This is a genomic window from Pseudomonas sp. S36 (assembly GCF_016647875.1).
Lineage (GTDB): Bacteria > Pseudomonadota > Gammaproteobacteria > Pseudomonadales > Pseudomonadaceae > Aquipseudomonas > Aquipseudomonas parafulva.
Genome location: NZ_JACVVG010000029.1, coordinates 54,049 through 64,775 on the forward strand (window position 1 = coordinate 54,049; position 10,727 = coordinate 64,775).

A 10,727-nucleotide genomic window follows, 5' to 3' on the forward strand; every position below is an offset into this window, starting at 1 on the left:
GGGCAACACGGGCTCACGCCACCCCATGGCCGAGCGCTTCCGCGGTTACCTGCCCGTGGTGGTGGATGTGGAAACAGGCGGCTTCAACAGCGCCACCGACGCCCTGCTGGAAATTGCAGCCGTCACCATCGGCATGGATGAAAAAGGCTTCCTGTTCCCGGAGCACACCTACTTCCACCGCGTGGAACCGTTTGAGGGTGCCAACATCGAGGCAGCGGCCCTCGAGTTCACCGGTATCAAGCTGGACCACCCATTGCGCATGGCGGTCAGCGAAGAAGCGGCACTCACCGACATCTTCCGCGGCATCCGCAAGGCGCTGAAGGCCAACGGTTGCAAGCGTGCCATTCTGGTCGGCCACAACAGCAGCTTCGACCTGGGCTTCCTTAACGCTGCAGTAGCGCGCAACGACCTCAAGCGCAACCCGTTCCACCCCTTCTCCAGCTTCGATACCGCCACACTGGCGGGCCTGGCCTACGGTCAAACGGTGCTGGCCCGTGCCTGCCAAAGCGCCGACATCGATTTCGACGGTCGCGAGGCCCACTCGGCCCGCTACGACACGGAGAAAACTGCCGAACTGTTCTGCGGCATCGTCAACCGCTGGAAGGACATGGGCGGCTGGCGCCAGGGTTGATCCCCAGTACCGCCGACCCTGCGGCAAAAAAAAACCGATGCCCGTTCGCGAGCATCGGTTTTTTTATGCCCCCAGGGCAGGTTCAAGCTCTTGGGCAAATGGCTGGCATTACAGCTTGCCGGCGTTCTCGCTCAGGTAGGCAGCAACGCCTTCTGGCGAAGCGTTCATGCCCTTGTCGCCTTTTTTCCAGTTGGCAGGGCAGACTTCGCCGTGCTCTTCGTGGAACTGCAGGGCATCGACCAGACGCAGCAGCTCGTCCATGTTACGGCCCAGCGGCAGGTCGTTGATGATCTGCGAGCGAACCACACCGTTGGTGTCGATCAGGAACGCGCCACGGAACGCCACGCCGCCTTCGGACTCAACGTCGTAGGCCTTGCAGATTTCGTGGGTCATGTCGGCAGCCAGGGTGTACTTCACCTGGCCGATACCGCCATTGTTGACCGGGGTGTTACGCCAGGCATTGTGGGTGAAGTGCGAGTCGATCGAGACGCCGATCACTTCCACGTTGCGGGCCTGGAAGTCTGGGATGCGGTTGTCCAGCGCGATCAGCTCGGACGGGCAGACAAAGGTGAAGTCCAGCGGGTAGAAGAACACCAGGCCGTACTTGCCCTTGATGGCCGAGGCCAGGTTGAAGCTGTCGACGATCTCGCCATTGCCCAGCACGGCCGGTACAGTGAAATCGGGGGCTTTCTTGCCAACGAGTACGCTCATTGTAATCTCCTGATGAGGGTGAATAACCTGTTGCCGGGCCCTGCCCGACATCCAGCAAAGGTTGACCATCATACACGGCTTCTCATGACAGGCCGACTCCGGTGATGAGCGACCGTCGGTCGCCTTCGGTAAATGCCTTCTGAAACCACTTTGACAAGCATTCTCATTCACATTAAGCTCCACCCCATCGATCCCGCCAGCGATGGTCAGCCCTTATGTATGTGTGTCTTTGTGTCGGCGTCACCGACGGACAGATCCGCGATGCGATCTATGAAGGATGCTGCAGCTACAAGGAAGTCCGTGCCACGACCAATGTCGCCAGCCAATGTGGCAAATGTGCGTGCCTGGCCAAGCAGGTGGTGCGCGAAACGCTGACCGACCTCCAGGTCAGCCAGGCGGCGCTGCCCTACCCCGTGGAATTTACCACTGCCTGAATACCCCCGTTTCCCGAAACCGGACCTCGTGTCCGGTTTTTTTATGCTCATAATTCAATAAGTTAGGGCTCCAACGCGGTTCACAAACATTCTTATTCCTATTAATTTTCATTTATTATTCAATAACTTAGGTTTGACAGGCTCGGGCATCCAGCTCAAACTTCGCAGTATTGGCACACTTCGACAGGGCAGGAACACCCATGAAAGGCGACATCAGCGTCATCCAGCATCTCAACAAGATCCTCGGAAACGAGCTGGTCGCCATCAACCAGTACTTCCTGCATGCCCGCATGTATGAAGACTGGGGCCTGAACAAACTCGGCAAGCACGAGTACAAAGAATCCATCGACGAGATGAAGCACGCTGACAAACTGATCAAGCGTATTCTGTTCCTCGAAGGCATTCCCAACGTTCAGGACCTGGGCAAGTTGCTGATCGGCGAGCACACCAAGGAAATGCTCGAATGCGACCTGAAGATCGAGCAGAAAGGCCTGCTGGACCTGAAAGCCGCCATCGCCCACTGCGAAACGGCCGGGGACTTCGGGTCGCGTGACATGCTCGAAGACATCCTCGAATCCGAGGAAGAGCACATCGACTGGCTGGAAACACAGCTGAGCCTCATCGACAAGATCGGCATCGAGAACTACCTGCAGTCGCAGATGGGCGAGGAATGATCCCAACGCCATAAAAAAACCCGCCATTGGCGGGTTTTTTTGTGGCGCGCTGCCTATCAGGCTTCGGCAGCCTTGGCCTTGGCGGCGGCATCCTTGATGAGCGTCTGCAGCTCACCGTTTTCGAACATTTCCAGCACGATGTCGCTGCCGCCAACCAGCTCGCCACCTACCCAGAGCTGGGGGAAGGTTGGCCAGTTGGCATATTTAGGCAGGTTGGCGCGGATTTCCGGGTTCTGCAGGATGTCGACGTAGGCGAACTTCTCGCCGCAACCCATGACCGCCTGGGAAGCACGCGCAGAAAAACCGCATTGCGGTGCATTCGGCGAGCCCTTCATGTAAAGCAGAATGGTGTTGTTGGCAATCTGCTCTTTGATCGTTTCGATGATATCCATGTAGCACCTCGGCTTAACTTTGCGACGTCGTCGTCGGCACGGTGAGGCATTGTAACGGAAAGCCGAGCGGCATGCTCGTGCCCTCAGGCGGCCTCTACCTGCACGGGGACGCCATTGAGCGCTGCGTTGCCCGATACCGGGTCACGCAGGCGTTCGTCGGTCAGGTCGTTGGCGCTGGCACCTGGCTGGCGCTCGGCTACCTGCATGTGCACACCCTTCAACCCATGACCATAACCGTGGGGCAGGCTGACCACACCGGGCATCATGTTCTGGCAGCCCTGCACCTCAACTTCCACCGTGCCGGTGCGAGAACTTACCCGTACCCGCTGGCCATCCTGCAAGCACCTGTGCTGCATGTCATCAGGGTGCATCAGCAACTGGTGCCGTGGCTTGCCTTTGACCAGCCTGTGGTAGTTGTGCATCCACGAATTGTTGCTGCGCACATGCCGACGGCCGATCAGCAGCAGTTGGCCTGGCGCCGGAAGGGCCTGCAGGGCCAGGCGCTGCAAGTCCTGTAGCAACACCTGGGGTGCCGCCTGGACGGTGTTTTCGGCCGTCGCCAGGCGCGCGCCCAGGTTGCGCTGCAGCGGGCCGAGGTCGAGGCCATGAGGGTGGGAGTCCAACACCTCCAGTGACAGCTTCCAGGGGGTGTCATGGCCATAGCGGCCACTGCGCAACGCCAGGTCGATCATGTGCGCGGGCGGCGCGGTGGGTTTCAGCGGCTGCTGTGCACGCGCGGCAAATGCCTGCGCAAGGCCCACGAAGATCTCCCAGTCGTGCAGCGCCCCTTCGGGCTTGGGCAGAATGGCGCGGTTGAAACGGGTGACGTTGCGCACGGCCAGCAAGTTGAAGGTACTGTCGTAATGGTCGTTTTCCAGCGCCGACGTCGACGGCAGGATCAGGTCGGCATGGCGCGTGGTTTCGTTGATGTACAGGTCGATGCTGAGCATGAACTCCAGCCCCGCCAATGCGCCGTCCAGTTGCCGACCGTTGGGCGTGGACAGTACCGGGTTGCCGGCCACCGTCACCAGTGCGCGCACCTGCCCCTCACCCGGCGTGAGCATTTCCTCGGCCAGGGCGGCAACCGGCAACTCGCCGCCATATTCGGGCAACCCCGACACCCGGCTTTGCCAGGCATTGAAGTGACCACCCGAGGTGGCCGCCACCAGGTCGACGGCAGGCTCGGTGCACAATGCGCCGCCTGGGCGGTCGAGGTTACCGGTGACCAGGTTGATCAGTTGCACCAGCCAATGGCAGAGCGTGCCGAACACTTGGGTGGACACGCCCATGCGGCCATAGCAAACGGCCTTGTCGGCAGCCGCGAAGTCACGTGCGAGCTGGCGGATGCCTGCTGCAGGGATGCCACAAAGCGGGCTCATGGCCTCGGCCGTCATAGGGGCTATCGCCGCCTGCACGGCCGGCACGCCGCTCACAGGCAGGTGCGTGCCTCTGGCCAGGCCTTCTTCGAACAGGGTGTTGAGCAGGCCGCACAACAGCGCGGCGTCGCCGCCGGGGCGAATGAACAGATGGGTGTCGGCTATCGCCGCCGTTTCACTGCGCCGCGGGTCCACCACCACCAGGCGCCCTCCCCGTGCGCGCAGGGCCTTGAAGCGCTTTTCCACATCGGGCACGGTCATGATGCTGCCGTTGGAGGCCAGCGGGTTGCCACCGAGAATCAGCATGAAGTCGGTATGGTCGATGTCGGGAACCGGCAGCAGCAGCCCGTGGCCGTACATCAGGTGGCTGACCAGGTGCTGGGGCAATTGATCTACCGAGGTGGCAGAAAACCGGTTACGGGTTTTGAGCAGGCCAAGAAAGTAGTTGCTGTGGGTCATCAAGCCATAGTTATGCACGCTCGGATTGCCCTGATACACCGCCACGGCATTGCGCCCGTGAGCCTGTTGCACCGCCCAGAGGCGCTCGGCTGCCAGGGCGAAGGCTTCATCCCAGCTGATCGCCTGCCACTGTTGCCCAACCCTGCGGTGCGGCTGGCGCAGCCGATCGGGGTCGTTCTGGATGTCCTGCAAGGCCACCGCCTTGGGGCATATGTGGCCGCGGCTGAAGGGGTCCAGCGGGTCGCCCTTGATCGAACTGATCTGCGCCGTGCCATCAGCGCCGTGGCTCAATTCGATGCTCAAGCCGCAAATGGCTTCGCACAGGTGGCAGGCACGGTGGTGCAGGGTCTTGTTCATGGCCGCTTTTGCCTGGGTCAGGGAAGAAGCCAAGACTATGGCGCCGCGTCGCCGCCCGGGCCAGCGTGCTTCGTGGCGTGAATCCAGCGACATCAGGCGCACGATTCACGACAGTGGTTTGCCAAATCGCCAGCAAGCCGTGTACAAAACCCCTGTAGCAAATAAAAAACAGCTACAGGGGCAACGCCGACACCCTTTGCAACACCCTGTGCAGGTGGCCGCTGTTTCCCCCCTTGGTTTCAGGCGACATTTAATTATAGTATTGCGCCTTTCCCCATTTCGTCCGCCCCGTGCGGCTTACGCCGCAGGTCACTCCCGTTGTTAAAAAAAACCACACGGTGGGCCTGCATACTGTTGCAGATAAGGTAGTCAATCATGAGCGCTAGGCACTTTCTCTCCCTGCTGGACTTCACCACCGACGAATTGCTCGGGGTGATCCGCCGCGGCATCGAGCTGAAGGACCTGCGCAAGCGAGGCGTGCTGTTCGAGCCCCTGAAAAACCGCGTGCTGGGGATGATCTTCGAAAAGTCCTCCACCCGCACCCGGGTCTCGTTCGAGGCCGGCATGATCCAGCTCGGCGGCCAGGCGATCTTCCTGTCCCCGCGTGACACGCAACTGGGCCGTGGCGAGCCCATTGGCGACAGTGCCATCGTGTTGTCGAGCATGCTCGACGTGGTGATGATACGCACCCACGCCCACAGCACGCTCACCGAGTTCGCCGCCAAGTCCCGCGTGCCGGTCATCAATGCGCTGTCGGACGAATCCCACCCATGCCAGTTGCTGGCCGACATGCAGACCTTCCTGGAGCACCGTGGGCCCATCCAGGGCAAGACGGTTGCCTGGATCGGTGACGGCTTCAACATGTGCAACTCCTACATCGAAGCGGCGCGCCAGTTCGGCTTCCAGCTGCGCATCGCCTGCCCCGAAGGTTACGAACCCGATCCGCGTTTCATGGCCATCGGCGGCGACCACGTGCAGCTCGTGCGCGACCCACTGCTGGCCGTGCAGGGTGCTCACCTGGTGACCACAGATGTCTGGACTTCCATGGGCCAGGAAGAGGAAACTGCTCGTCGCCTGGCGCATTTCGCGCCCTACCAGGTCACGCGGCAAATGCTTGACCTGGCGGCACCCGACGCCCTGTTCATGCATTGCCTGCCCGCCCACCGTGGCGAGGAAATCAGCCATGACCTGCTTGACGACCCACGTTCGGTCGCCTGGGACCAGGCTGAAAACCGCCTGCATGCACAGAAGGCCCTTCTCGAATTCCTTGTCGAACCGGCTTACCACCACGCATGAGTCAACCTCTACTGCTCAACCTGCGCAACCTCGCCTGCGGCTATGGCGATCAGCGCATCGTCCAGAACCTCAACCTGCACCTCAATGCCGGCGACATCGGTTGCCTGCTGGGTGCGTCCGGTTGCGGCAAAACCACCACCCTGCGCGCCATCGCAGGTTTCGAACCGGTGCATGACGGTGAAATCCAGCTTGCAGGCGAGGTCATCTCCCGGGCCGGCTTCACCTTGGCGCCGGAAAAGCGCCGTATTGGCATGGTGTTTCAGGACTACGCCCTGTTTCCGCACCTGACCGTGGCGCAGAACATTGCCTTCGGCATTGCCAAGCATCCCCGCCAGGCGGCGGTGATCGAAGAAATGCTGGAGCTGGTCAAGCTCGGCGGCCTGGGCGGGCGATACCCGCACGAGCTGTCTGGCGGCCAGCAGCAACGTGTAGCCCTGGCCCGGGCGCTGGCACCTGAACCTCAGTTGCTGTTGCTCGACGAGCCGTTCTCCAACCTGGATGTGGAGCTGCGCAGGCGCCTGAGCCATGAGGTGCGGGACATCCTCAAAAGCCGTGGCACCAGCGCCATCCTGGTCACCCATGACCAGGAAGAGGCCTTTGCGGTCAGCGACCAGGTGGGCGTGTTCAAGGAAGGCCGGCTTGAGCAGTGGGACACCCCCTACAACCTTTACCACGAACCGCAGACCCCTTTCGTGGCCAGCTTCATCGGCCAGGGGTACTTCATTCGCGGGCAGATGATCAGCCACGAAGCGGTCAGTACTGAACTGGGTGAGCTGCGTGGCAACCGTGCCTATACCATGACCTCGGGCAGCTCGGTGGATGTGCTGCTACGCCCCGATGATATCGTGCACGCACCCGACAGCCTGTTGCGGGCCAGCATCGTGGGCAAGAGTTTCCTGGGGGCCTCCACCTTGTATCGCCTGCAACTGCCCACCGGCAGCCAACTGGAGGCAATCTTCCCGAGCCATGTCGATCATCAGCTTGGGGCGGACGTAGGCATTGCAGTCAAAGCCGATCACCTGGTGCTGTTCGCTGTCCCCGGCAGCGTGGCAGCACAGGCGTTGCAGCAGCACAGCGGCGTGCGCCGTCACAGCTCCGCGCACTGAGGACGCTGCAGGAGGTCGCCTGGCGGCCTCTCTACCCCCTGCCGATCGGCGCAAATGTGCCTTGGGTATATTCGGCCAGCACCGCTGCCGCCAATTCCACTTCCAGCCCCCTGCGCCCGGCACTGACATGGATGCTGGCAAAATTCTGCGATGAGTCGTCGATAAAAGTGCGCAGCCGCTTTTTCTGCCCCAGCGGGCTGATCCCCCCCACCAGGTAGCCTGTAGCCCGTTGCGCCTGGGCAGGGTCTGCCATTTCGCACTTCTTCACCCCGGCAGCATGCGCCAGGGCCTTGAGGTCCAGTGAACCCACCACCGGCACTACCGCGACCAGCAACTCGCCCTTCTCGCTACTGGCCAGCAAGGTCTTGAACACCTGTTGCGGGTCCAGCCCCAGCTTTTCTGCAGCCTCCAGCCCGTATGACGCCGATTTGGGGTCGTGTTCGTAACTGTGCACACGGTGCTCGGCGCGGTGCTTCTTCAACAGGTCCAGGGCAGGTGTCATGCAGGGGCTCCGGTGTAAGACGAATCGGCGGCTACTTTAGGACAATTCCCACATCCCAGCCAGCACGGCGCAATGGCGCCGCTCTAGCTCGCGCAGTCGCGCCCGGATTAACTGCCCAAAACGTGACTGACCGTTCACTTTCGACCTTTGACATCAGCGTTTCTTGTCTATATTTTTTCGTTTCTGAATAAATGGTGCACTTTTACGGTGCATTTCATAGAGGTGCCCGGGGTCGATGGGGATAGGCGCCGGGCTTTTGCTGTCGAGCGCCACGCGACTCACAACAAAAACAATGAGGTCATACATGACAATTGCTCAAGGCCAACCCACACTGCCCAGCCAATGCCTGGCCGAGTTTCTCGGCACTGCGTTGCTGATCTTTTTCGGTACCGGCTGCGTTGCCGCGCTCAAGGTGGCGGGCGCCAGCTTCGGGCTGTGGGAAATCAGCATCATCTGGGGCGTAGGCGTCAGCATGAGTATCTACCTTACCGCCGGCATATCAGGTGCGCACCTGAACCCGGCCGTGAGCATCGCCCTTGCCCTTTTCGCAGGCTTCGACAAACGCAAGCTGCCCTTCTACATGCTGGCCCAGGTGTGCGGCGCCTTTTGCGGCGCTGCGTTGGTATACACCTTGTACAGCGCCCTGTTCTTCGATTTCGAACAGGCGCACGCGATGCTGCGCGGTAGCGAAGCCAGCCTGGAGCTGGCCGCAGTGTTCTCCACCTACCCGCACCCGGCGCTGTCCACCGGCCAGGCGCTGTTGGTCGAAGTGATCATCACAGCCATCCTGATGGCCGTGATCATGGCACTGACCGATGACAACAACGGCCTGCCCCGTGGCGCCATGGCGCCGCTGCTGATCGGGCTGCTGATCGCCGTGATTGGCAGCGCCATGGGCCCCCTGACCGGCTTTGCCATGAACCCGGCCCGGGACCTGGGGCCCAAGGTGATGACCTTCCTCGCAGGCTGGGGCGAAATCGCCTTTACCGGCGGCCGTGATGTGCCTTACTTCCTGGTGCCGGTATTCGGGCCTATCATCGGTGCCTGCCTGGGTGCTGCGGCGTATCGCGGGCTGATTGCCCGCCACCTGCCGGAGATACCTGCTGCCAACACCCGCACGGGCGATGATCGCCAAGGCGACACCCAAGTCAATTGATGGCGGCTTCCAGCCCAGCCCCCTATTTTTGCAAGGCCTAAGACCATGACAGATACCCAGGACAAGCACTACATCATCGCCCTGGACCAGGGCACCACCAGTTCGCGCGCCATCATCTTCGACCGCGATGCGAACGTGGTAGGTACCTCACAGCGCGAGTTCGCCCAGCATTACCCGCAAGCGGGCTGGGTGGAACACGACCCGATGGAAATCTTCGCCACCCAGAGCGCGACCATGGTCGAAGCCTTGGCCCAGGCAGGCATCAGCCATGCCCAGGTGGCCGCACTGGGTATCACCAACCAGCGTGAGACCACCGTGGTATGGGACAAGGAAACCGGGCGCCCGGTCTACAATGCCATTGTCTGGCAGTGCCGGCGCAGCACCGAGATCTGTGCCCAGCTCAAGCGCGACGGCCACGAAGCCTACATCCGTGACACCACCGGCCTGGTCACAGACCCATACTTCTCCGGCACAAAGCTGAAATGGATCCTGGATAACGTCGAAGGCGTGCGGGAGCGGGCCGAGCGCGGTGAGCTGTTGTTCGGCACCATCGATACCTGGCTGATCTGGAAATTCTCCGGTGGCAAGGTGCATGTCACCGACTACACCAACGCCTCGCGCACGCTGATGTTCAACATCCATACCCTGCAGTGGGACGAGAAACTGCTGCAAATCCTGGGTATCCCCGCCCAGATGCTGCCGCAGGTCAAACCGTCGTCGCAGGTGTACGGCCACACCAAGAGCGGTATCGCCATCGCCGGCATTGCCGGTGACCAGCAATCGGCGCTGTTCGGGCAAATGTGCGTGGAGCCGGGCCAGGCCAAGAACACCTACGGCACCGGGTGTTTCCTGCTGATGAACACTGGTGACCAGGCGGTCAAGTCATCCCACGGCCTGCTCACCACCATCGCCTGCGGCCCCCGCGGCGAGGTGGCTTACGCACTTGAGGGTGCAGTGTTCAATGGTGGCTCCACCGTGCAATGGCTGCGTGATGAACTGAAGATCGTCAACGACGCGCTGGACACCGAATACTTCGCCAGCAAGGTCAAGGACAGCAACGGCGTGTACCTGGTGCCGGCATTCACCGGGCTGGGCGCACCCTATTGGGACCCGTATGCACGGGGTGCCTTGTTCGGCCTGACCCGCGGGGTCAAGGTGGACCACATCATCCGCGCTGCGCTGGAATCCATCGCCTACCAGACCCGCGACGTGCTCGATGCCATGCAACAGGACAGCGGCAAGCGCCTGTCTGAATTGCGGGTGGATGGCGGCGCAGTAGCCAACAACTTCCTCATGCAGTTCCAGGCCGACATTCTGGGCACCTGCGTGGAGCGGCCGAAAATGCGTGAAACCACTGCCCTGGGCGCGGCCTACCTGGCTGGCCTGGCCTGTGGCTTCTGGAGCGGCCTTGACGAGTTGCGCGACAAGGCGATCATCGAACGCGAGTTCAGCCCCCAACTGGACGAAGCCCAGAAAGAAAAGCTGTATGCCGGCTGGCAGAAAGCCGTGGACCGCACCCGCGACTGGGAAGACCACGACGCCTGACTCTCGCACTGGGGGGGGGGGGGGGGGGCCCCCCCCCCCCCCCCCCCCCCCCCCCCCCCCATAGTGGACTGCGCGGCCCCCCGGGGGC

Annotated in this window: 12 protein-coding genes; 7 read left to right on the forward strand and 5 right to left on the reverse strand. The window is 61.7% G+C overall.

The window, feature by feature from the left end:
* Positions 1-25 precede the first annotated feature (25 nt).
* On the forward strand, positions 26-631 hold the full coding sequence (gene rnt / locus IAE36_RS16550; RefSeq protein ID WP_236403960.1) for a ribonuclease T: 606 nt from the start codon (positions 26-28) through the stop codon (positions 629-631).
* A gap of 108 nt (positions 632-739) precedes the next feature.
* On the opposite strand, the gene IAE36_RS16555 is transcribed toward rnt, so the two are convergent.
* Complete coding sequence (locus tag IAE36_RS16555; protein WP_012273884.1) at positions 740-1,342, reverse strand: peroxiredoxin; 603 nt, start codon at positions 1,340-1,342, stop codon at positions 740-742.
* Between the two features lie 215 nt (positions 1,343-1,557).
* On the opposite strand from IAE36_RS16555, the gene IAE36_RS16560 reads away from it, so the two are divergent.
* Both IAE36_RS16560 and bfr read left to right on the forward strand, forming a co-directional pair.
* Positions 1,558-1,776 (forward strand): bacterioferritin-associated ferredoxin, encoded by a 219-nt coding sequence (locus IAE36_RS16560; protein ID WP_201213506.1) that lies wholly within the window; start codon positions 1,558-1,560, stop codon positions 1,774-1,776.
* 200 nt (positions 1,777-1,976) lie between these two features.
* Positions 1,977-2,450, forward strand: coding sequence for a bacterioferritin (gene bfr, locus IAE36_RS16565; RefSeq protein ID WP_028633245.1), 474 nt, complete (start codon positions 1,977-1,979; stop codon positions 2,448-2,450).
* 56 nt (positions 2,451-2,506) lie between these two features.
* On the opposite strand, the gene grxD is transcribed toward bfr, so the two are convergent.
* Both grxD and IAE36_RS16575 read right to left on the reverse strand, forming a co-directional pair.
* The gene (gene grxD, locus IAE36_RS16570) at positions 2,507-2,842 is read right to left on the reverse strand and encodes a Grx4 family monothiol glutaredoxin (RefSeq protein ID WP_028633246.1); all 336 of its coding nucleotides are present in this window, start codon (positions 2,840-2,842) and stop codon (positions 2,507-2,509) included.
* 83 nt (positions 2,843-2,925) lie between these two features.
* Positions 2,926-5,034 (reverse strand): molybdopterin oxidoreductase family protein, encoded by a 2,109-nt coding sequence (locus tag IAE36_RS16575; RefSeq protein WP_201213508.1) that lies wholly within the window; start codon positions 5,032-5,034, stop codon positions 2,926-2,928.
* 375 nt (positions 5,035-5,409) lie between these two features.
* On the opposite strand from IAE36_RS16575, the gene argF reads away from it, so the two are divergent.
* Positions 5,410-6,330 (forward strand): ornithine carbamoyltransferase, encoded by a 921-nt coding sequence (argF, locus tag IAE36_RS16580; RefSeq protein ID WP_201213510.1) that lies wholly within the window; start codon positions 5,410-5,412, stop codon positions 6,328-6,330.
* Positions 6,327-7,436 carry an ABC transporter ATP-binding protein gene (locus tag IAE36_RS16585; protein ID WP_201164438.1) on the forward strand — a complete coding sequence of 370 codons (1,110 nt, stop codon included), beginning with the start codon at positions 6,327-6,329 and terminating at the stop codon, positions 7,434-7,436. Before argF ends, IAE36_RS16585 begins: the two co-directional genes overlap by 4 nt.
* A 31-nt stretch (positions 7,437-7,467) precedes the next feature.
* Here the strand turns inward: IAE36_RS16585 and ybaK are convergent, their stop codons facing one another.
* Both ybaK and IAE36_RS16595 read right to left on the reverse strand, forming a co-directional pair.
* Positions 7,468-7,938 (reverse strand): Cys-tRNA(Pro) deacylase, encoded by a 471-nt coding sequence (gene ybaK, locus IAE36_RS16590; RefSeq protein WP_201164439.1) that lies wholly within the window; start codon positions 7,936-7,938, stop codon positions 7,468-7,470.
* A 153-nt stretch (positions 7,939-8,091) separates the two neighbouring features.
* The gene (locus IAE36_RS16595; protein ID WP_154660062.1) at positions 8,092-8,244 is read right to left on the reverse strand and encodes a hypothetical protein; all 153 of its coding nucleotides are present in this window, start codon (positions 8,242-8,244) and stop codon (positions 8,092-8,094) included.
* On the opposite strand from IAE36_RS16595, the gene IAE36_RS16600 reads away from it, so the two are divergent.
* Both IAE36_RS16600 and glpK read left to right on the forward strand, forming a co-directional pair.
* Positions 8,243-9,094 carry an MIP/aquaporin family protein gene (locus IAE36_RS16600; protein ID WP_201213512.1) on the forward strand — a complete coding sequence of 284 codons (852 nt, stop codon included), beginning with the start codon at positions 8,243-8,245 and terminating at the stop codon, positions 9,092-9,094. The two genes, IAE36_RS16595 and IAE36_RS16600, sit on opposite strands and share 2 nt — an antisense overlap.
* A 45-nt stretch (positions 9,095-9,139) precedes the next feature.
* Entirely contained in the window at positions 9,140-10,639 is a 1,500-nt protein-coding gene (glpK, locus tag IAE36_RS16605) for a glycerol kinase GlpK (protein ID WP_060482763.1), read from the forward strand.
* Positions 10,640-10,727: the final 88 nt, after the last annotated feature.

What these genes read in the sequence shown, in the direction of transcription:
- IAE36_RS16560 (WP_201213506.1), top strand. Translation starts at nt 1,558, where the DNA reads ATGTATGTGTGTCTTTGTGTCGGCGTCACCGACGGACAGATCCGCGAT.
- argF (WP_201213510.1), top strand. Translation starts at nt 5,410, where the DNA reads ATGAGCGCTAGGCACTTTCTCTCCCTGCTGGACTTCACCACCGACGAA.
- IAE36_RS16555 (WP_012273884.1), bottom strand. Translation starts at nt 1,342, where the DNA reads ATGAGCGTACTCGTTGGCAAGAAAGCCCCCGATTTCACTGTACCGGCC.
- ybaK (WP_201164439.1), bottom strand. Translation starts at nt 7,938, where the DNA reads ATGACACCTGCCCTGGACCTGTTGAAGAAGCACCGCGCCGAGCACCGT.
- grxD (WP_028633246.1), bottom strand. Translation starts at nt 2,842, where the DNA reads ATGGATATCATCGAAACGATCAAAGAGCAGATTGCCAACAACACCATT.
- IAE36_RS16595 (WP_154660062.1), bottom strand. Translation starts at nt 8,244, where the DNA reads ATGTATGACCTCATTGTTTTTGTTGTGAGTCGCGTGGCGCTCGACAGC.
- IAE36_RS16585 (WP_201164438.1), top strand. Translation starts at nt 6,327, where the DNA reads ATGAGTCAACCTCTACTGCTCAACCTGCGCAACCTCGCCTGCGGCTAT.
- bfr (WP_028633245.1), top strand. Translation starts at nt 1,977, where the DNA reads ATGAAAGGCGACATCAGCGTCATCCAGCATCTCAACAAGATCCTCGGA.
- rnt (WP_236403960.1), top strand. Translation starts at nt 26, where the DNA reads ATGGCCGAGCGCTTCCGCGGTTACCTGCCCGTGGTGGTGGATGTGGAA.
- glpK (WP_060482763.1), top strand. Translation starts at nt 9,140, where the DNA reads ATGACAGATACCCAGGACAAGCACTACATCATCGCCCTGGACCAGGGC.
- IAE36_RS16575 (WP_201213508.1), bottom strand. Translation starts at nt 5,034, where the DNA reads ATGAACAAGACCCTGCACCACCGTGCCTGCCACCTGTGCGAAGCCATT.
- IAE36_RS16600 (WP_201213512.1), top strand. Translation starts at nt 8,243, where the DNA reads ATGACAATTGCTCAAGGCCAACCCACACTGCCCAGCCAATGCCTGGCC.